General features: G+C 58.0%; 19 protein-coding genes and 2 pseudogenes. 10 read left to right on the top strand and 11 right to left on the bottom strand.

The genetic code is table 11. The annotated features are described in order from the left end of the window. Positions 1-123: 123 nt before the first annotated feature. The 3 genes from istB to M529_RS27875 are packed head-to-tail and all read right to left on the bottom strand — an operon-like array spanning position 124 to position 2,680. Positions 124-891 carry an IS21-like element ISSsp5 family helper ATPase IstB gene (gene istB, locus M529_RS27885; protein ID WP_007686288.1) on the bottom strand — a complete coding sequence of 256 codons (768 nt, stop codon included), beginning with the start codon at positions 889-891 and terminating at the stop codon, positions 124-126. Then, entirely contained in the window at positions 888-2,381 is a 1,494-nt protein-coding gene (gene istA, locus M529_RS27880; RefSeq protein ID WP_031294232.1) for an IS21 family transposase, read from the bottom strand. The genes istB and istA overlap by 4 nt, the downstream gene beginning before the upstream one ends. Positions 2,382-2,437: 56 nt before the next feature. Further along, a complete protein-coding gene (locus tag M529_RS27875; protein ID WP_021316572.1) occupies positions 2,438-2,680 on the bottom strand; it encodes an acetoacetate decarboxylase family protein in 243 nt (80 codons plus the stop codon). Between the two features lie 164 nt (positions 2,681-2,844). On the opposite strand from M529_RS27875, the gene M529_RS49615 reads away from it, so the two are divergent. Then, positions 2,845-3,000 (top strand): hypothetical protein, encoded by a 156-nt coding sequence (locus M529_RS49615; RefSeq protein ID WP_021316571.1) that lies wholly within the window; start codon positions 2,845-2,847, stop codon positions 2,998-3,000. Positions 3,001-3,262: 262 nt separating this feature from the next. Here the strand turns inward: M529_RS49615 and M529_RS27870 are convergent, their stop codons facing one another. Then, positions 3,263-4,546 (bottom strand): phospholipase A, encoded by a 1,284-nt coding sequence (locus M529_RS27870; protein WP_317154193.1) that lies wholly within the window; start codon positions 4,544-4,546, stop codon positions 3,263-3,265. Positions 4,547-4,637: 91 nt separating this feature from the next. Here M529_RS27870 and M529_RS27865 point away from each other — a divergent pair, with 91 nt between their 5' ends. Further along, positions 4,638-5,009 carry a phasin family protein gene (locus M529_RS27865; RefSeq protein WP_021316569.1) on the top strand — a complete coding sequence of 124 codons (372 nt, stop codon included), beginning with the start codon at positions 4,638-4,640 and terminating at the stop codon, positions 5,007-5,009. Positions 5,010-5,583: 574 nt separating this feature from the next. Here M529_RS27865 and M529_RS27860 read toward each other — a convergent pair. The 5 genes from M529_RS27860 to M529_RS48050 all read right to left on the bottom strand — a co-directional run bounded on the left by M529_RS27860 (position 5,584) and on the right by M529_RS48050 (position 11,148). Then, positions 5,584-6,024 carry a YidH family protein gene (locus M529_RS27860; RefSeq protein WP_021316568.1) on the bottom strand — a complete coding sequence of 147 codons (441 nt, stop codon included), beginning with the start codon at positions 6,022-6,024 and terminating at the stop codon, positions 5,584-5,586. A gap of 93 nt (positions 6,025-6,117) precedes the next feature. Then, positions 6,118-6,789, bottom strand: a complete 672-nt coding sequence (locus tag M529_RS27855; RefSeq protein WP_084490774.1) for a TetR/AcrR family transcriptional regulator — start codon at positions 6,787-6,789, stop codon at positions 6,118-6,120. Positions 6,790-6,951: 162 nt separating this feature from the next. Then, on the bottom strand, positions 6,952-8,043 hold the full coding sequence (locus tag M529_RS27850) for an HlyD family secretion protein (RefSeq protein WP_021316565.1): 1,092 nt from the start codon (positions 8,041-8,043) through the stop codon (positions 6,952-6,954). Positions 8,044-8,050: 7 nt separating this feature from the next. Next, complete coding sequence (locus M529_RS27845; RefSeq protein ID WP_021316564.1) at positions 8,051-9,619, bottom strand: MFS transporter; 1,569 nt, start codon at positions 9,617-9,619, stop codon at positions 8,051-8,053. Further along, positions 9,616-11,148 (bottom strand): efflux transporter outer membrane subunit, encoded by a 1,533-nt coding sequence (locus tag M529_RS48050; protein ID WP_084490773.1) that lies wholly within the window; start codon positions 11,146-11,148, stop codon positions 9,616-9,618. Before M529_RS48050 ends, M529_RS27845 begins: the two co-directional genes overlap by 4 nt. A 179-nt stretch (positions 11,149-11,327) precedes the next feature. Here M529_RS48050 and M529_RS27835 point away from each other — a divergent pair, with 179 nt between their 5' ends. From M529_RS27835 to M529_RS27825, 3 genes are all read left to right on the top strand, one after another. Next, the gene (locus M529_RS27835; RefSeq protein WP_021316562.1) at positions 11,328-12,137 is read left to right on the top strand and encodes an enoyl-ACP reductase FabI; all 810 of its coding nucleotides are present in this window, start codon (positions 11,328-11,330) and stop codon (positions 12,135-12,137) included. A gap of 190 nt (positions 12,138-12,327) precedes the next feature. Further along, entirely contained in the window at positions 12,328-13,164 is an 837-nt protein-coding gene (locus tag M529_RS27830) for an IS5 family transposase (protein ID WP_031294226.1), read from the top strand. Between the two features lie 50 nt (positions 13,165-13,214). Next, positions 13,215-13,853: a TetR/AcrR family transcriptional regulator gene (locus M529_RS27825; protein WP_021316560.1), complete on the top strand. Its 639-nt coding sequence runs from the start codon at positions 13,215-13,217 to the stop codon at positions 13,851-13,853. Between the two features lie 83 nt (positions 13,854-13,936). Here the strand turns inward: M529_RS27825 and M529_RS27820 are convergent, their stop codons facing one another. Beyond that, positions 13,937-14,809 carry a LysR family transcriptional regulator gene (locus M529_RS27820; RefSeq protein ID WP_021316559.1) on the bottom strand — a complete coding sequence of 291 codons (873 nt, stop codon included), beginning with the start codon at positions 14,807-14,809 and terminating at the stop codon, positions 13,937-13,939. A gap of 100 nt (positions 14,810-14,909) precedes the next feature. Here M529_RS27820 and M529_RS27815 point away from each other — a divergent pair, with 100 nt between their 5' ends. The 4 genes and pseudogenes from M529_RS27815 to M529_RS48930 all read left to right on the top strand — a co-directional run. Further along, positions 14,910-15,317 (top strand): DoxX family protein, encoded by a 408-nt coding sequence (locus tag M529_RS27815; RefSeq protein WP_021316558.1) that lies wholly within the window; start codon positions 14,910-14,912, stop codon positions 15,315-15,317. 154 nt (positions 15,318-15,471) lie between these two features. Beyond that, a complete protein-coding gene (wrbA, locus tag M529_RS27810) occupies positions 15,472-16,071 on the top strand; it encodes an NAD(P)H:quinone oxidoreductase (protein WP_021316557.1) in 600 nt (199 codons plus the stop codon). A gap of 60 nt (positions 16,072-16,131) precedes the next feature. Further along, positions 16,132-16,989, top strand: coding sequence for a glutathione S-transferase family protein (locus M529_RS27805; RefSeq protein ID WP_021316556.1), 858 nt, complete (start codon positions 16,132-16,134; stop codon positions 16,987-16,989). Positions 16,990-17,026: 37 nt separating this feature from the next. Then, a pseudogene (locus M529_RS48930) lies at positions 17,027-17,140 on the top strand (IS5/IS1182 family transposase); the annotation flags it as partial. Positions 17,141-17,180: 40 nt separating this feature from the next. On the opposite strand, the pseudogene M529_RS27800 reads toward M529_RS48930, so the two are convergent. Beyond that, positions 17,181-17,573: pseudogene (locus M529_RS27800) on the bottom strand (DDE-type integrase/transposase/recombinase); the annotation flags it as partial. A 71-nt stretch (positions 17,574-17,644) separates the two neighbouring features. Between M529_RS27800 and M529_RS27795 the strand changes: the two are divergent. Then, the gene (locus M529_RS27795) at positions 17,645-18,733 is read left to right on the top strand and encodes an IS5 family transposase (protein WP_021316553.1); all 1,089 of its coding nucleotides are present in this window, start codon (positions 17,645-17,647) and stop codon (positions 18,731-18,733) included. Positions 18,734-19,044 lie beyond the last annotated feature (311 nt).

The raw sequence follows: 19,044 nt of genomic DNA, 5'->3' as shown, positions 1-19,044 counted from the left end.
TGTCAACGGCGGAGCAAAAGTCGGCCATTCGGCGGCGTAAAACCAGGCCATCGTGTTACATGCCGGGGGTAGTGGCGTGAGGGCGTAGCCCGAGGGCCACTCCCCCCGGCATTGGTGTAATTTTCAGGGTCTGGTTTTGGCCTTGCGGGCCCGGCTGTGCGCGAGGCGATAGCTTTCGCCGTTCATCTCGAGGATGCTGACGTGATGGGTCAGGCGATCGAGGAGCGCGCCTGTGAGACGCTCAGATCCGAAGGTTTCGGTCCATTCGTCGAAGGGCAGGTTGCTGGTGATGAAGGTGGAGCCGCGTTCGTAACGCTGGGAGATCAGCTCGAACAACAGTTCGGCGCCGGTCTTGGAGAGCGGCACAAAGCCCAGTTCGTCGATGATGAGCAGCTTGTATCCGGCCATCTGCTTCTGGAAGCGCAGAAGACGGCGCTCGTCGCGGGCCTCCATCATTTCGCTGACCAGCGCTGCCGCGGTGGTGAAGCCCACCGACAGTCCTTTCTGGCATGCTGCCAGTCCGAGCCCCAACGCTACGTGCGTCTTTCCGGTGCCTGATGGCCCCAGAGCGATGGCGTTCTCACGCCGCTCGATCCACTCGCAGCGCGCCATCTCGAGCACCTGCATCTTGTTGAGCCTGGGGATGGCGGCGAAGTCGAAGCTGTCGAGGCTTTTGACGGCGGGGAAGCGCGCGGCCTTGATGCGCCGCTCGACCATGCGACGCTCCCTGTCGATCATTTCCATCTCGACGAGGCGGGCGAGGAAGCGGATATGATCGACGCCTTCAGCGGCACATTGCCGCGCGAGCTTGTGATGCTCACGCAGGCACGTAGGCAGCTTGAGCGCCTTGAGATGGTGAGCGAGAAGGATCTCCGGGGCCTGATCGCTCATGCGGCCTCCTGCCGGTCGGAGAGCAGGCTCAGATAGGCTCTGGCAAAGGTCTTCTCGACCGTGGTGCGTGGCAGGAAGGGATAGACGTCCAGGTCCAGCCTGGGCGGTACGCGTTCGATCCGGCACAGGACGAGGTGCTTGACGGCATCGAAGCCGATGGCGCCAAGATCGATGGCCTGTTCGACCGCCGCCTGGAGATCGGCGAGGGTGAACGTTTCCAGCAGGCGCAGTACCTGCACATATTCGCGCTTGCCATGTTTGTGCATGCGCCCTTCCATCAACCGCTGCAGTGTCGTGAACGCTTCGGGCAGGTCCCAGCCCTGCAAAGGCGCAGCCTGGTCGAATGCGTTGATCTTCTGCTCGATCAGCGGGAGATAATGGAGCGGGTCGAAGGCAACCTCCTCGCGGGCATAGCAACGAGGATGACGGGCGATGACTTCGCTGCGGCAGCCGATCACCACCTCATCGACATAGGCCCTGATCCAGACCTCCTGATGGCCCCAGGCCACCGGAACCGAATAATCGTTGGTCCTGTAGCGCACCAGGGATTGCGAGGAGACCCGCCCGCCTTTCTGATCGCAGGCCTCGAAGGGTGTAGCGGGCAGAGGCTGCATGGCGGCAAGATCGCGCTGCAGCCGCTCACCGATCGTCTCGCTCTGCCCGCGCACCTTGTCCTGCTGGCGCTCGCGGCATTGCTCCTCCAGCCACAGGTTGAACGCCTCCCAGGTCGGGAACTTCGGGATCGGCACCATGAAGTTGCGCCGGCAATAGCCTACCAGCCCCTCCACATTGCCCTTCTCGTTCCCCTTGCCCGGGCGAGCATAGCGGTCGCGGATCACGTAATGTGACAGGAAAGCGCTGAACAATGTTGCACGCTGCCGCGTGCCGTCGGGCAGGATCTTCGCCACAAGGCAGCGATCGTTGTCATAGACGATCGAGCGCGGTACCGCGCCGAAAAACGCGAAGGCATGCACGTGTCCGTCCACCCAGGCCTCCGCCACCGCCGCCGGATAGGCCCGCACATAGCAGGCATCACTGTGCGGCAGATCGAGCGCGAAGAAGTAGGCCTTCTGCTCCACCCCGCCGATCTCCACCAGCGCTTCCCCGAAATCGGCCTGCGCATCTCCCGCAGGGTGCGCCAGCGGCACGAACATCTCCCGGCTGCGCTGTTCGCGCTCCCGGATGTAATCCTTGATGATCGTATAGCCGCCGGTGAAACCATGCTCGGTGCGCAAACGGTCGAATACCCGCTTCGCCGTATGGCGTTGCTTGCGCGGGACACTGCGGTCACCCTCAAGCCATCCATCAATGATCGCCACAAACCCGTCCAGCTTCGGGCGCTGCGGTACGGACTGGCGCCGGTAACCCGGCGGCGATGAAAACGACAGCATCTTGCGTACCGTATCGCGCGACACATTGAAACGCTTCGCCGCCGCCCGTTGGCTCATGCCATCCGCGCAAGCCAGACGGACCTGAAGATAAAGTTCCACGCTGTAGATCCCCACACCTCCCTGACTCGGCAGAAAGGCTTCAAGGTGGACGACTTTTACGCCGCCCGCAGCAGGACTATCCCGCCGCTACCGTGGTCGAATATTGCTCCGCCGTTCTCATTCACGACTGGTTCGACGATTTCGAGGGGTTCGGGGACTACTTCGCGCAGCGCATCGGGATCGGTGCGGTATTTGATCACGATATATTCGCGATTGTAGAAGCGGTATGGCGGTCGCGGATAGGCAGGGTTGCAAACCGGCATCGCGAATGCGCGTTCCTTAACCTCATCGATGTTCATTAGGCGATGCTCCTGTGACTCGTCCCTGCGACAATCCCGTTATGGCGCGCACGCGAGACAATAGGTCGATACCGCGCAGCAAGTCAACCGAACCGTTCGGTTGACTTGCTGCGCTGCTCTGCCTAGTAGGCCCGAATCAGTCCCAATCAGGAGTGCAATCACTCATGGCTGCAGATGATCGCGATCGCCCGGACGAGCGGGACGAGCAAGTGACCGCCGAGGTCAAGCGTGGACGGGAGAAGCTGTCGCTTTCCTATAGCGCGCGAAAGCACAAGGCTGCGCGGCCCACGTCGTCCGCGATCCCCGACCGGAAGAAATGATCGCTCGACTTGCTAGGTGAAATGCGATGGCTGTGAGCCGCGCCTTTTGGCGTAGTGTTCGTCTCGGCCCTCGAGACCTGTCCTGGATGGCCCCAGGCTCGATCCTGCGAGCCATAGGACGCTTTTCGTCCGTGGCGGTCAGTGGACTCGTCCGTGACTACGAGTGATCAGATTAGCGGAAAATTCTCGATGCTCGCGCGCTCGATTGAGTAAGGTGAGCGCTGATTTTCTCCAGCTTGTACGATACGGAGTGTTTCTGCGCCTACCGTACTAGCGCCACCCCGATCCGCAGACGCGTGGTGCTCTTGTTGTAATCCAGCAGGTTTTCGCCATAGCCAACGAAGCTCTGTGCGAAGAGATAGAAATCGGGGCCGCCCCCCAGGAGCCGGGTCATCGGGTAAGACAAATCAGCGCCCAGCGACGCTTTGCCGCTCGAGAAATTGAATCGTGACGATGTGGTGAGCCGAAGCCCATTGTCTCTGCCGATCTGAACAACCAATCCTGTATTGCCGCGATACCGGCGTATATCAGGATTGTCGGAGCGGTCTCCGACATAAAGCCAGAAGCGGGGCGCTACGATTAGCCTCGCATCCCCGCCCAATGAGAATGCGCCCATCGGAGAGACGTAAATTCCGTTCACGCTGCGCGAGTCCGGTCCAGCCTTGCCATTCGACTCGTGGCGAATGCCAACCTGGCCACTGGCCGTCGCCTTTTGCGAGACTGTCATAGCTGGCGAGAGATAGAAAAGCTCAGGCTGGTAGTCGATATTGCGGAACGGTGAGGATTCCGCCTCCAGATCCCAGAACATGCGTTGGGTGTAAGCGAAGTAGAGGCCATCGGCCAAGGACGATGCGCCGTCCTGGCGCGCATGGCTCCCAAAGAGCTGATATTTGAAGCTAAGCTGGATGCGTGCATCGGTATTTGTACCGGGACCGTAGACAGCATAAATGGGCTCATATGCTGAGAGATTGCTGAGGAACGCATTACCTATCCCGCGGTCTGTCGGTGGCGGCGTCGGCGGTATGGGCGTTGGCGCAACGGAAGTCGCTGTCGCCATGTCTTCGGCAATGCCTTTAATGTTAGCCCTATGGGATGGGTTGCGGGTGTTGGCGACGATGGCGACGTGTTGATTGCTCCAGGCGGGAACCGAAAGAATCGCGGTGTCGGCGATTTGTGGCAGATCTACGCAGTATCGGGCTGAAGCGAAGCCGCGCGCAGCAATCGAAATCGAAGCCGGCGTCTGCGCGGCGCGGTCGAGCCAGACTCTGCGATTGTCATCGCGCATCACCAATTGAGCGGAAATGCGTTGGGGCAAATCGACGTTCTGCGTCTGATCGCCTGCATTGAGTATCCTGATCTCCACAATCGCGGTTCCGTCAACCAACCGGTCTCCGACACGCACCACGACGACCTCGAGAGGATTCTGGGCGTTTGCTGGAGCCGAGATGAGTGCCAGCGCGGCGAAACCAACATAATACATTTTCTTTACGCCCACGTCCGGCATCCCCAGTTTTTGCGATTGGTCAGTGGCAAACCAAACGGCCAACGACGACGCCTAAGATAACCGAACGGTTCGGTTGACTCGCCTTCCTGGAGAGCTTATGGCACCTTCTGTCAGAACAAAGGCGAACGCAATCATGGAACAAGATGCAGTGAAAAGAACCGAAGCGGGCTTTGAGCGAGAGGCTGACGCGAACTTTGAGAGGATGCACAAATTTGTCGACATGGCGATGCAGACGGGTCGCTCGTCACTGAATGCTGCCGGCGAAAAAAGTATTCAAGCCAGCAAGCTCGCCGTCGAAACGACCACCAAAACCCTCGCTTTTTCCCAGGCAGCCGCCGCCGAAACTGCAGAACACCTGATGCGAATGACGAAAACGCACGACCTCAAGGAAGCGACGCAGCTTCAGTCGGAATTCATTCGAGCGCGGCTCAACGCGTTCCAAGACTACCTCAAAGACATCAGTTCTGCGGCCGAAGCCATGCTTGGTGGCGCCGAACCGAAATAATCGGAATGTGTGGATGCATGCACCCTTCGAGTCGCAAACACTGGAGCATGCCAGCTTAGACGCCGTCAGAGATACAAGCATGATAAAAGCGGCGCGGAGAGGATGCCAAAATGGAGCTGCGAGCTGGTCCGGCTCCGTGCCTGGCCGAACACCCCCCTGATCTTATCATATATGCAGTGCGCTGGTGGTGCTCCGCGCGGTGCGAGAAGTTGGCTGTCCTTCCGCGACTAGTCCAAGTTTTGGCACCCTATTGCGGCGAAATGCTTGCGCCTGTTTTCGATGCATTGTTTTCCAGCTTTGAAGCCTGTCTTGGAAGGTCGATCCTTGAGGGGCGAAGACATTACTTGTCTTCTGACGAGCATGAATTGCTCGGGTTGATTGACAGTCCCAACTTGGCGATCGAGCGCTTTTCGAACTCGGGGACGGTCGAAATATTTTACACAGCCCTAGTTTCAGCGCGCGCCATGTGTGAGTTGGATCCTGCACACTGCCGTTCGTTTCGACTCGCCAACGGGAGCTTTGAGGCTCATAATCGAGTCATGTCTACGGCACATGACAGCGGCAATGTGCAAGCTTAGTCGATGGTCAGAAGCCCGACAAAAGCGGCGATGGAAACCAGCACGAGGAAACCGTTCACGGAAATGAAGAGCCATGCGGGCAGGCGCCGCATCGCCGGAGGAGGCCGAATGTCTGGCAACAGCTCTCTCCATACCGCGGTGACGAAGCAAAATCCGCCGAATAGAACGATCAGGCAACCGGTCGAGACGATCAACCAGTCTGCGACTACACCATCGAGCAGGGCGCGTGCGCCGATCCCGGACGCAAGTGCGGCAAGGCCTGTACGCATCCAAGCCGCGTAAGTCCGCTCGGCCGCGAGCACTGTTCTATCAGCGGCCAGTTCTGTACGGTGATCGGCGCTATCAACCTGTTCAACCGCGCTCGCTTTCATCACTCGCGCGCTATGCTCGAGTTTTGTGTGCGTCGTCTCAGCGCGGTGTTCGGCGGAATCAGTCATGCCGTCACAACGAAAAATCAGGCTTCGTGTTTCCCGATGGAAGGTTACCGAGCACAGTTGTTTTCGCACGTTCCAATAGGGCAGAGTCCCGATTCATAAGCCGCTTTGCCGCTGATAGGATCGCAGAAATATATCGACGGCCAGTGCGGCGTCCGCATCAATCTCATTCAAACTCACCGAGGATGTTAGCGCGAAAGCGGCGCGACGGTAGCATCGCGAGTGGCAAAGCGCGGCGAGCACTTCTGCCGCCTCGAGGGGATCGGCCTCCCGGAGGAGGCCTTTGGTCATGCCCGCCTTCAGCGCTTCGGCCAAAGCACTGTGGAGGCGTGCGGGCGCCTTCGAGTAAAAGAAGCAGCCGACGTCGGGGAAGCGCACGGCCTCTGCTGTCACAACGCGGCGTAACGCCAAGGCGTCGGGCGAAACGATGAGTTGGATCAGCCTCCGGCAGAACCTGAGCAAGCTAGGTTGGAGATCGTCTGCCAGGTCAAGATCCACGATGAGTTCGCGTCGGAATTTCGCGGCTTCATGCTCGATCACAGCCTTGAAGAGAGCTTCCTTGGAAGGAAAATAACGCCACAGCGTCCCTTTCGAGCCGCCCAGGTTTTCAGCGATTAGCGACATCGACGTCGCCGAATAACCCGAGGCCAGAAATTGCTTTCGGGCGATGTCGATTATGGCCTGGCGCCTTTTTATGTGGCGCAAGTCTCTGCGATTTCGCGCGTGTCCCGCTACCGCGATTTCATCGTGTCCTTTTGATAGTACCATGGTTTACGAACTATGGACTGCGAGCCAGCGCTTCGCCAGTGCGAACAGCTCTTGTCTCGGCCAACACAGAAATCGGTCTCGGTCGAATGTCGGCCTCGCGAGACCGAGCGGTACAACGGATGCCCACAGTGCATTGCTATGCGGCTCGCATTAGGCGCGGCTTCACCGTCTCGTTGAGTGTGAGCGACGGGCGGATTCGCTTCGAGCAGTGGATTGCGATTGCGCGCTCGTCACATCAATCTCCGGCTGAACCGACATGCCGACACGCAAGCTGGAGGCTAAAGGCTGGTCGGGAGTTAAACGGATTCTCACAGGCAGACGCTGCACGATCTTGGTAAAATTACCCGTGGCGTTGTGCGGCGGGACCGGTGAATAACTCACCCCACTCGCCGGTCCCAAGCTTTCGACCGTGCCGTTCAATACTTCTCCAGGAAAGGCATCGACCCTGATTTTCACCGTCTGCCCGACCCGCACACGCGCCAACTGCGTTTCCCGAAAGTTGGCAGCGATGTAGACGTCCTGCAGCGGAATGATCGCCAGAAGAGGTTTTCCTGCATTGACGAATGCTCCCACGCGGATTGCTTTCTGACCGACCGTCCCACCGATAGGCGCAACGATCTTTGTGTAAGAAAGCTGCAGTTCAGCAGTCGACTTTGCGGCTTGTGCCTGAGCCAGTCCTGCTCGGGCACGTTGGATATCTGCCTCAAGAAGGCTCACTTGCTGCCGCGCGGCCAACAGCCCGGCCTGGCTCCTATCCCGGCCTGCATGCTTGATGCTTAGCTCCGCTTCAGCTTGCTGTTTTGCTTGCTGCGTACCGGAACCATCTGCCGCCAAGTTACGATAACGCTCGGCGTTGGCCCCAGCGAGAGTGAGCGCCGCATTGTCAGCTACCAACGCCGCCTGCGCTTGGCGAATAACGCTTTGCTGCAACCCCAAGCTCGATTCCAGTTTATCAATATCCGCCTGCGCAGCAGCCACTCTTGCTCTGGCAGCCTCCAGGGCAACAACAAAATCACGATCATCAATCATCGCCAGCAAATCACCCGCTTCGACCCGCTGATTGTCGTCAACCAATACCTTGGCTACGACGCCCGATATTTGCGGTGCGACGACCGTAAAATCTGCCTGAACATAGGCATCGTTCGTGGACTGAGTTGATGAACTGGATTCCGGACGGTTGAGTAACAGGAACACGCCGATAGCTGCTACAGCCAGCAGAAAAGCGACAGCGATTTTGATTGGCTTTCGCGCCATTTTTATCTCACCCTTGCGAAGACGAAGATTGATCTGCGGCCCTCTTCAGGTCGGGCGCGGGAATGTAGTTTAGTAAAAAGACAATGGGGATCAGTAGGACGGCCAATACGCCGAGTACGCGGTACGCATCGGCGGTCGCCAACACTAAGCCTTGCGAACCGATGATGCCCATGAGTGATGAAGGGTCGGGTTGCTGAGGCAGCGAATTGCCAATGAAAGCCGCATGATCCAAAAGCATTTCAGTGTGGAAACGACCACGCACTGTGACAAGCTGCTGGATGAGGGCGCTACCGATCAACGTACCGAAGACCCGGAGTGTGTTGATCATGCCGGAGACGGAGGGCCCCTCGTCTGGTCTCACCACACTCGTAATCAAGAACAGGGTTGACACGACAACCAAGGGCTGACCGATAGCCTGGAGTGCCTGTGGAAGAACGAACTGTCTCCAGTTCCAATCAGAGGTCAATTGCGATGCCTCTAAACAGGCCAGTGCGATCGTGAAAAGGCCGAGAACGAAGACTACACGCGCGTCAACCCATTTTTGGTACAATATCGCTGCAACAAAAAAACCCAGTACCAGTTGTGGCAAAGCAACGATCAGGCCTACGGGAGCGGTCTGCAGCGGACGATAATCCTGAATAGCGCCGAGATAGAGCGCTGGAAGTAGAACCCCGGACAGCAATACGATCAGAATACTGGTAAAAAGCAGAAAGCCAAATCCGAGGTTGCGCCGACCTAGCAGATGAAGCCTGACGAAAGGCGTGGGGTGAAACCACTCCGTTATCAGATAGATGGCCAAAAGTCCGATGCCGACAATGAGCGACTGTGTGATGAGTGGTGAATTGAACCAGTCCAGGCGGACGCCCTGAGTAAGCGCTACAGCAATAAGAACAAGTGCCGGAATCCCGAACGCCATGCCACGCCAGTTTCCTTGCTGAAACCGTTCCGATTGTATAGGCTCTCGTGGCAGGCCGCGCTCCATGAGAAACCCGGCGAGAAGGGCAGCAGGAATGAACTGCCAATATATCCAGCGCCAATCGGACAATGCGTCCGTCCACTGCCCGGCAAGCCAGATCGAGAGATTGGGCGCAAAAGTGGCGGTCAGAGCGTAGAGCGCCAAACCGTGAAGGCGAATAGCCGGTGGCAGGAACTTCAGCGCTGCCATCATCAGGATGGGAATTAGCCCGCCAGCGGCGACGCCTTGAACAAACCGCAGGCCCACCAGGAGATTGAGATTGTGAACGAAAGGCAAGATCGCTGCGAGTGCAGCTGACGTTCCCAGGAACCACAATTGGAAACGCCGCACTGAAAGCGTGATCGCAAACCAGGCTGCAAAAGGCATTATGACGAGTTCGCCGGCAGCGTAAGCGGTATCGATCCAGGACCCTTCATCGGAGTCGACGCCGAGCAGGCCGCGCACATCGGCCAGAGCCAGTGCGCCGACGCGATTGTTGAGCCCCGAAATCATTGCTGCCAGGAGAATCCCAACGAGCGCGCCAATGACGCGCGGATTGGGCTTTGCCGTCGGGGGCGCAGGCGGCGCTACGGAAGCGGGGCTGTCCGCAATGCTGCTCATGGCCTTTCCCCCGCAATCTCTCCTTGCGCCGAAAGATGTGTGTCATCAGCACTCGCAGATAAGGGTGCCAATTCTCCAGGGACCCACCCTCCGCCCAATGACTTGTAAAGATTGACAAGTGCGAGAGCGACGTTGGTTGAACTCGAATTGAGGCGTGTCTGGCTGGTGAGAACGTTGCGTTGTGCGATCAGCACCGTCAAATAGTCCGCCGAACCTTCCTCGTAACCTCGTTCAGCCGCGCGCAGAGCTTGGCGGCTCTGATCATATGCGATGAGCAGGTCAGCGTGCTGACGTTGCTGCGAAACCCATGCATCCAAGGCGTTGTCGACTTCATGCCAAGCGCTAAGCACAGTCTGTCTGTAAGAGATGGCTGCCGTCTTCTGACGCGCCTCGGTCAATGCTAGGCGCTGAGTTAGTCGTCCCCCCTGAAATATTGGTAGATAAACAGTCGGGCCGACGGAAAAGGCGCGAGAGTCCCAGTCAAGCAAATCGGACGCTTCGAAGGACTCCGTCCCCAACGCTCCGGTCAGGCTTATGCGAGGATAGAAGTCCGCTTTCGCCACACCGATCGCGGCCGTCGCCGCATGCAATTGCGCTTCCGCACGCTGAATATCAGGCCTGCGACGCGCAAGTTCCGAAGGCAGCCCGACAGGGACGGCTTCGGGAAGCGACGGCAGAGGCAAGGCTTCTTGAAGCGCCGTATCGAGCGCACGAGGCGCTTCACCCAACAACAACGCCAATGTGTTCATCAATGCATTGCGACGTTGAAGCAGTTCAGGAAGCATTGCGTCTATGATCGCGACTTGGCTCCGAGCGGTTGCGACGTCAAAGCGAGTAGCCACTCCGTTGCGCTGTCGACTTTCCGTGAGGGCCTCTACTCTGGTGGCTATCTCTTGATTACTCTCCGCAATTCCGATCTGTGCCTGTGTCTGACGGAGCAATAGATATGCGCGTGCGACTTCGGCGGTCAGTGATACACGGACCGCTTCTCGCTCAAACGTCGCGGCTTCCAAAGATGCCGCTGCGCTTTCATTGGCCCGCCGCGCTCTTCCCCATAGATCGATCTCCCAACTCGCATTGAAACCAAGCTGCCAATAATTACTCGGCTCTGTCGGCGCACCCAACGCTGCGAGTCTTCCATTCTCACTTAATGCCTGCCGAGAATAATTGCCGCCAGTACCGATAACCGGCCATAGTTGAGAGCTGACGATTCCTAACTGGGCCTGGGCCTCTTGAATCCGCATCGAAGCCATCTGCAGAGTAAGGCTGGAAGTCTGCGCGTGGGCTTCCAGTTCCGCGAGTACCGGATCGTCGAAAAGCAGCCACCAATTCGATGGAACGTCGGCCGCTTTGATCTGAGTCCCGTCGGGATAGCTGACTCTGGGAATCAACGTTGCCTGTTCGAGCCCACTGGTCGGTCGAACAAAATCTGGGCCTACGGTGCAACCAGAGAGCAAGGCCGCAAATAGCAGCGAGCCAGAAGTGCATAGTCGCCGTTGATTGTACGAATTCGTGATCCGTCCGTTCATTTCTCTACCACTACCCTCAACGCAATTCACACATGCTTGTGGCTGACTTGTTTGCCCGGATGATCGCAACGCCCCGCCGCGCAAGCAGAAGGGGTACGAGGCGTTACCACTTCCCTTGACGGATAAGGTGACGTACCGTATCCGTCAAGAGGCGTTCTAACAAACTGAAGATACGAGGAATGGGCAACGGAGAAATGATGGCGGCTGGGTTGATGGAGGGCAAACGCGGCTTAGTGATGGGAGTAGCCAACCAGAGTTCAATCGCGTGGGCCGCTGCCCAAGCGTTGCATGCTCATGGTGCCGAAATGGCCTTCACCTACCAGAGCAATGTTTTCCAGAGTCGTGTTGCACCGTTGGCAGAACGCGTCGCAGCCCCGCTTGTGCTGCCGGCTAACGTACAAGACGCAAGCAGCTTGGATGCACTATTTGAGGCAATAGAGATGAAATGGGGGCACCTCGATTTTCTGCTACATGCAATCGCCCATTCTGACCGAACTGAATTGCAGGGGCGCTATCTCAACACCAGCCGAAACAACTTTTTGAATACCATGGAAATTTCCTGCTTTTCGTTCACGGATTTGGCGAAGCGGGCGCGTCCCCTGATGAGGCCCGGAGCATCCTTGCTCACCTTGACATATCTTGGTTCAGAGCGAGTCATTCCAAATTACAATGTCATGGGTGTGGCCAAAGCCGCCCTTGAAGCAAGCATGCGCTATCTCGCCTTCGACCTCGGTTCTGAGGGAATTCGCGTAAACGCTCTTTCTCCAGGTCCAATGAGGACATTGGCTGCCTCTGGCATCCGCAACGTTCGAAAAGTTCATATGGAAGCTGCGAGTAACGCACCGCTCCGCCGCAATGCCACATTAGACGAAGTCGGCAGCGCGGCTCTCTTTATGCTGTCTGATCTTAGCGCCGGCATAACCGGTGAGGTCATCTATGTGGATGGCGGCTATAACATCATGGGAATGGCCGCCGAAGAAAATCTATGACGAGACGCCGGAACATGCCGGACACTTATTTCACTCCATAGGCTAGGCAAGGTTCGTTGGACTAGATTGGTATGGTACCTTGCCTTAGTGTCCGCGCCGAAACTAAGGTGAGTGATATCAGTGAGATAGCTTGACGGCTGTCTCGATCGCTGATTCTGGCGGTTTTGCTACAAACATCCGGAGTTCATCGATGTGGACTGATACCACTCGCGCCCTTCATGGGCGAAGCGGGCTGGCTTTGCCAAGTAATATGACCGATGCCGAATGGGCGATCCTTGAGCCGCTGCTGCCACCACCAGCGACAACCGGTCGACCGCGCAAGTGGAAGATGCGCAAGATCGTCGAGGCCATTCTCTACCTGCTACGCGGAGGCTTGCCGTGGCGGATGCTGCCACCATGCTTTCCGCCTGTCTCGACGGTGCGACGTTGGTTCTATCTGTGGCGCGACAGCGGCCTGTGGCTTGCCATCAACCATGCGCTCCTCATGCTGGTGCGCGAGACCCACGGTCGCGACGCCAGCCCCAGCGCCGGTGTCATTGACAGCCAGAGCGTCAAGACTACGGAATCCGGCGGCCCTCGGGGCTATGACGCGGGCAAGAAGACCAAGGGACGCAAGCGCCATCTCCTCACCGATACCGAAGGCAACCTGGTTCACGCCGTCGTCCACACCGCCGACATCCAAGACCGCGACGGCGCCCCGCTGGTGCTGGCCGGCGTGATCGAACGGTTCCCCTGGCTACGGCACCTCTTCGCCGACGGCGGCTATGCCGGCGATAAACTCAAGGACGCCCTGCGGCACATGGGCAAATGGACCGTGGCCATCATCAAGCGATCGGATGCCGCCAAGGGGTTCGAGGTTCTGCCCCGGCGCTGGGTGGTAGAACGCACGATCGCCTGGCTCAATCGCAACCGCCGCCTGGCCAAGGATTTCGAACAGTCAATCGCCTCCGCGACCGCCTGGCTGTTCATCGCATCGATCCAAATCTTCGTCCGTCGAGCCGCAAGAGCTCGTCCTCAAACAAAATAGTTTCGAATCTGACTCTTACCGAATTCCATGGGTAGACAGACTGCTTAACAATGAAGAGACCATCCTCAGAGGAACGTCGGGCCACCATCTTAAAGGCTGCCGCAGAAGCCTTCTTTGAGCATGGCTATGAAGCGACGAGTATCGACGCAATCATTGAGCGCATAGGTGGATCAAAGCGCAGCATCTACAATGAATTTGGGAATAAGGAAGGGCTGTTCACTGCGCTAGTAACGGAGAGCGCAGACGAGGCGCTTACCGCATTGGCGGTTGAAGAAATGGTTGGTCGGAATATCGAGGATACACTTCTGGAATTTGGCCGGCGTCTATTATCGATCTATATGTCCAAAAATTTGGTCGGCGTCTATCGTACGATTGTTACCGCAACTTCTCGCTTTCCCGACCTGGCAAGTGCCTTTTACCAAAAAGGCCCTGAACGCTCGGCAACTCGCCTTGCAGAAGTCTTGGAAGAAGCTCGCTCTCGAGGCGAGATCGATATCGATGATTGCCAAATGGCGGCCAACCATTTTGTAGGCATGCTGCGGAGCAACCTCCACCTTCAGGTGGTGCTCGGCTTGCGTGAACCGCCCTGCAAGAAAGAGGCAGATACCATCGTCCGGTCGGCGGTTGACATACTGCTTGATGGTGTCCGTCTAAACGGGGGCAACACCAACGACGATGTTCATCGATGAGCGCATGGGCAGTTGAAATGGAGTAGAGATGCCACGGCGAAGAGATGACATTTCGCGGCCGAGCAGATCAGCCTCCGATCAATTTAATGGACGGGAACAAGTACCCCTTTCCTGTCGCGCAGCGTCTTAATTACCGCGTCCATGACCGCTCGAATGCGGGGCATGTCACGCATGTCGCTGTGTACGCCCAGCCAGATGTCACGAGTTAGGTTCGGTACATCCTGCTTCAAGCGGACAAGGCCAGGTTCTTCCTCAGCATAGTAGCAGGCGAAGGCGGCTATACCAATTCCAGACTTTGCAGCCCAGACTTGAACGTCTCGGCTATTGGAACGCAATGCTACCTCGGCGTTGGGAAACTGGGCGTGCAGCCACTTTGCTTCGGGAAGGTGGGCTTGATCGTCGAGCACTGTGATCACGCGTGCTTCGACAAGCGCTTCGGCTTCTAGCCATTTTGGGCTCGCATAGAGACCCAGCGCGAGCGAACCGACTTTCCTTGCGACCACTTCATGCCCTTCGAAGCGCGATAGGCGTAATGCTATGTCAGCTTCCCGTTTGGAAAGGCTGAGTGATCGCGTATCGGGTACAAGCTCAACGATTATCCCCGGGTGCCTTTCCTGCAAGGCCGCCAAGGCGGGCACGACAAGCTGAGCAGCCAACGTATCGACCGTCGTCATCCGCACCACACCCTCAAGGGCTACGTCTCGCCCCGTAATCATTCTCTCGGCTGACAGCACTTCGAGTTCGATCCGCTCAGCATTGCTGAGCACGCTCTGACCAAGTGGAGTCAGGGCAAAACGTCCAGGCAACCGTTGCAGCAGGCGAGCACCGGTGCGGCTTTCCATCGCGGCAAGCCTGCGCCCCATAGTCGGCTGGGTTACGCCCAATGCTCGGGCAGCGCCGGACAATGTTCCGTGGCGGGCAATAGCGAGAAAGGTGCGGAGGTCGTCCCAGTCCATCCCCAATTATACGAAAACGCATGGATGCTAGTCAATATTTGAGAATTTCATGCCCGTTCGATGAGAGGTAGGAGGTCGCCAACGACATTGGAGGTTCAGCATGACACAATCTGAATCGGCTTCGCGGGCTATCGCCCTGCTGCGGGTCGCGAGTGGAGGCTTTCTCCTCGCTCACGGGCTGATCAAGGTATTCGTATTTACGCCGGCAGGCACTGTCGGCTTTTTTGAGAGCATCGGTTTCCCCGGAATCCTTGCGTATCCGGTCATGGCTGGTGAGGTCGTGCTCGGATTGGCGCTTGTGTTGGGCTTTATGACACGATGGGCGGCGCTTGCCGCGTTGCCGATCCTGATTGGTTCGATCATTCCACATGCGGGCAATGGCTTGCTCTTTTCCAATCCGGGCGGCGGTTGGGAATTTCCGGTCTTCTGGTCGCTTGTCCTGGTTGTGCAGGCCATGCTCGGCGATGGCGCCTATGCCCTGGGCGATCCCACGAAGCGCAACAGCTAACGCGTTATTGAGGCCACCGTTCGTGTACGCACGAAACGTCGGTCCGAACGCGGCCTCAACCCAGCTCGATGCGAGCAACACCCACCGCGCATTTCATTGAGATTCCTACGCCTTCGTAAACTGACCAGCCCTCATTTCGAAAGGAAGTTACGCCATGCCTAAAGTTCTTGTTCTCTATTATTCGACCTACGGCCATATCGAAAACATGGCCGAAGCTGTCGCTGCGGGTGCCCGCGAGGCGGGCGCCATCGTCGACATCAAGCGCGTGCCCGAAACGGTGCCCGAAGACGTCGCAAGGGGCGCACATTTTAAGCTTGAGCAAGCCGCCCCTGTTGCAACGGTGGACGATCTCGAGAACTACGATGCGATCGTCATCGGCACCGGCACGCGCTTCGGCCGGCTATCCTCTCAAATGGCTGCATTCCTCGATCAGGCTGGCGGCCTTTGGGCACGTGGCGCGCTCAACGGCAAGGTCGGTGCAGCGTTCACTTCGACCGCTTCGCAACATGGCGGACAAGAAACCACCCTGTTCTCGCTCATCACCAACATGCTGCATTTCGGCATGACCATCGTTGGACTTGATTACGGGTTCGCCGGCCAGATGGGTCACGACAAAGTCCGAGGGGGTGCGCCGTACGGCGCGACAACGATTGCCGGAGGAGATGGCAGCCGTCAGCCGGACGAGGAAGAACTTGCCGGTGCCCGCTATCTCGGAGCACGCGTCGCAAGGACCGCCGAGAAACTGTCTGACTGACACTCGGCTTGACCGGGTCGCATTTCGCTTGCGGCCCGGTCACAATTGGAGGATCGATTTATGGGCTTGCTGATCGATGGTGTCTGGCATGATCAATGGTATGATACCCAGTCAACTGGCGGGCGGTTCGTCCGCAAGGATAGTGCTTTTCGCAACTGGATAACGGCGGACGGCAAGCCTGGTCGGACCGGCGAAGGCGGTTTCGTGGCCGAAGCGGGGCGCTATCATCTTTACGTCAGCTTGGCCTGTCCATGGGCTCACCGCACCTTGATCATGCGTACGCTCAAGGGGTTGGAGGGCATGATAGGTGTTTCCGTGGTCCATTGGTTTATGGGCGAGAACGGCTGGACTTTTGAAAGGGATAGTGACGGTCTTGTCGGTGATAATCTGGGCGAGGCGAATTTTCTCTACGAGATCTATATAAAGGCAAACCCATCCTACACCGGCCGCGTTACGGTTCCGGTGCTGTGGGATAAAGCGCAACAAACCATTGTCTCGAATGAGTCTTCAGAGATTATTCGAATGTTCAATACTGCATTCGACGCTGTTGGCGCAGCAAAGGGAGACTACTACCCTAATATACTTCGCCAAAAAATCGATGAGCTGAACAAGCGGGTTTACGACACCCTCAACAACGGCGTCTACAAATCTGGTTTTGCTACGACCCAGGATGCTTACGAAGAGGCGGTCGTCCCGCTTTTTGATACGCTCGACTGGCTTGAAGACACGCTCTCTTCCCAGAGATATCTCACCGGCGATGTGATAACCGAGGCTGATTGGCGGCTATTTACAACGCTGGTGCGGTTTGATTCGGTCTATGTTGGGCACTTCAAATGTAATATTCGACGCATTGCGGATTATCCAAACCTGTCGGGATATCTGGACACCTCGAAAAACCGGTGGCGTTTGACGGCTTGAGGTGATTCACTGCCGGAGCGCGACAGCGGAGGCAGAGATGGCAGTACAGCCGGGTTTCTTTGATCTTTCGGACCGATATGAGGCATTGAGCGCGGCGGGCGATCCGTTGGAGCGGTTGTCGGCGGTGGTGGACTTTGAGCTATTCCGGGGACTGAACCGCCCCGGGTTTGCCGGAGGCTATTTGGTTTAAGTTACGCAGCCATGGGGACGTCGTCCAGCATTGCGTAGTACAGTTCCTCAGCTTCAGCCGGCGGGATATTGCCGATGGGTTCGAGCAGGCGCCGGTTGTTAAACCAGTCCACCCATTCCAGCGTGGCATATTCCACGGCTTCAAAGGACCGCCATGGTCCTCGCCGATGTATCACCTCGGCCTTATAAAGGCCGTTGATCGTCTCAGCCAAAGCATTGTCATAGCTGTCGCCGACGCTACCAACCGATGGCTCGATCCCGGCTTCGGCAAGCCGCTCCGAGTATCGGATCGACACGTATTGCGATCCGCGGTCGCTGTGATGGATGAGACCACCCCGATGGACAGGGCGTCGTTCGTGGATAGCCTGCTCCAGTGCGTCCAGCACGAAGCTGGACACCTCGAAAAACCCGTGGCGCCTGAGGGCCTGAAGTGATTCACTGCCTTTGCGCGATAGCGGAGGCGATGATGGCAGGGCAGCCGGGTTTCTTCGATCTTTCGGACCGATATGAGGCATTGAGCGCTGCGGGCGATCCGCTGGAGCGTCTGGCGGCCGTCGTGGACTTCGAGGTTTTCCGAGGACCGCTGGTAGCCGCGCTGCGCCGTAATCCTCGCGGCAAGGGTGGCCGCCCGCCATTCGCCCCGGTCCTCATGTTCAAGATCCTCGTGCTGCAGGCGCTCTACTCGCTTTCTGACGAAGCGACCGAGTTTCAGATCAAGGACCGCCTCTCGTTCCAGCGCTTTCTGGGGCTAGGCCTGGATGGCACGGTGCCCGATGCGACGACAGTGTGGCTGTTCCGGGAGCGTCTGGTGAAGGCCAGGGCCATCGACAGGCTCTTTGCCCGCTTCGATGCCGCCCTCACGGACCGGGGCTATCTCGCCATGGGCGGGCAGATCATCGATGCCACCGTTGTACCCGCCCCGAAGCAGCGGAACACCGAGGAGGAGAAGGCGGCCATCAAGGAGGGCCGGATACCCGAGCGCTGGCAGAATAACCCTGCGAAGATCCGGCAAAAGGATCGCGATGCCCGCTGGAGCGTGAAGTACGCCAAGGCCAAGGTGAAGGAAGGCGCGGACCCCAAGGCCTTTAAGCCGGTCGATCTGGCCATCCCGATGTTCGGCTACAAGAACCATATCGGCATCGACCGGGCGCATGGCCTGATCCGCACCTGGGATGCCAGCGCTGCCAATGCCCACGACGGCGCGCGATTGCCGACGCTGATCAGCCGGGGCAACACGGCTTCGGGCGTATGGGCCGATACGGCCTACCGCTCGAAGAAGAACGAGGCCTTCCTCGCCAAAGGCATGTTCACCAGCCACATCCACCAGCGCAAGCCGCACCGCCGAGCGATGCCTGAGCGTATTGCACGCGCCAATGCCAAGCGGTCCGCTGTCCGCTCCGCCGTCGAGCACGTCTTTGCCGGGCAAAAGCACCGCATGGGTCTGGTGGTGCGCACCATCGGCATTGCTCGTGCCCGTATCAAGATCGGCATGACCAACCTTGCCTATAACTTCCAGCGCCTGGCCTGGCTCGAGGGGCGAATTGCGCCCGCGTGACGCCAAAGACGGCCTGTGAAGGCGCCGCACCGACGAAAATCAGCAGATCAGCCCCCGAAACCGAGGCTCATACTTCCCTCTTGAGCCTTCAAGCCGCCATCATGCCGAAATCAGACGGTTCTTCGAGGTGTCCATCTTCGGGATCTCTATCAACAGCCCGGCATCGCCAAGACAGTCAATTTCCACCATATCAAGAGCCACTATTACGCGAGCCACGAGTCCATAAACCCTTCTCGCATCGTTCCGTACGGACCGCAGGTCGATTACAGCGTCCCTCATAACCGAGCGCACTTCGTTTAATCACAAGCCGC

It is taken from the genome of Sphingobium ummariense RL-3 (genome assembly GCF_000447205.1).
Classification (GTDB): Bacteria; Pseudomonadota; Alphaproteobacteria; order Sphingomonadales; family Sphingomonadaceae; genus Sphingobium; species Sphingobium ummariense.
The sequence above is the reverse complement of the archived record's forward strand: the minus strand, read 5'-3'. Positions and strand labels throughout refer to the sequence as shown.

Bases quoted from the DNA above. Each gene is read 5' to 3' on its own strand.
- M529_RS27830 (WP_031294226.1), top strand. From the start codon at position 12,328: ATGTGGACTGATACCACTCGCGCCCTTCATGGGCGAAGCGGGCTGGCT.
- M529_RS27815 (WP_021316558.1), top strand. From the start codon at position 14,910: ATGACACAATCTGAATCGGCTTCGCGGGCTATCGCCCTGCTGCGGGTC.
- M529_RS49615 (WP_021316571.1), top strand. From the start codon at position 2,845: ATGGCTGCAGATGATCGCGATCGCCCGGACGAGCGGGACGAGCAAGTG.
- istB (WP_007686288.1), bottom strand. From the start codon at position 891: ATGAGCGATCAGGCCCCGGAGATCCTTCTCGCTCACCATCTCAAGGCG.
- wrbA (WP_021316557.1), top strand. From the start codon at position 15,472: ATGCCTAAAGTTCTTGTTCTCTATTATTCGACCTACGGCCATATCGAA.
- M529_RS48050 (WP_084490773.1), bottom strand. From the start codon at position 11,148: ATGAACGGACGGATCACGAATTCGTACAATCAACGGCGACTATGCACT.
- M529_RS27875 (WP_021316572.1), bottom strand. From the start codon at position 2,680: ATGAACATCGATGAGGTTAAGGAACGCGCATTCGCGATGCCGGTTTGC.
- M529_RS27855 (WP_084490774.1), bottom strand. From the start codon at position 6,789: ATGGTACTATCAAAAGGACACGATGAAATCGCGGTAGCGGGACACGCG.
- M529_RS27860 (WP_021316568.1), bottom strand. From the start codon at position 6,024: ATGACTGATTCCGCCGAACACCGCGCTGAGACGACGCACACAAAACTC.
- M529_RS27795 (WP_021316553.1), top strand. From the start codon at position 17,645: ATGGCAGGGCAGCCGGGTTTCTTCGATCTTTCGGACCGATATGAGGCA.
- M529_RS27850 (WP_021316565.1), bottom strand. From the start codon at position 8,043: ATGGCGCGAAAGCCAATCAAAATCGCTGTCGCTTTTCTGCTGGCTGTA.
- M529_RS27865 (WP_021316569.1), top strand. From the start codon at position 4,638: ATGGAACAAGATGCAGTGAAAAGAACCGAAGCGGGCTTTGAGCGAGAG.
- M529_RS27825 (WP_021316560.1), top strand. From the start codon at position 13,215: ATGAAGAGACCATCCTCAGAGGAACGTCGGGCCACCATCTTAAAGGCT.
- M529_RS27835 (WP_021316562.1), top strand. From the start codon at position 11,328: ATGGGCAACGGAGAAATGATGGCGGCTGGGTTGATGGAGGGCAAACGC.
- M529_RS27845 (WP_021316564.1), bottom strand. From the start codon at position 9,619: ATGAGCAGCATTGCGGACAGCCCCGCTTCCGTAGCGCCGCCTGCGCCC.
- M529_RS27805 (WP_021316556.1), top strand. From the start codon at position 16,132: ATGGGCTTGCTGATCGATGGTGTCTGGCATGATCAATGGTATGATACC.
- M529_RS27820 (WP_021316559.1), bottom strand. From the start codon at position 14,809: ATGGACTGGGACGACCTCCGCACCTTTCTCGCTATTGCCCGCCACGGA.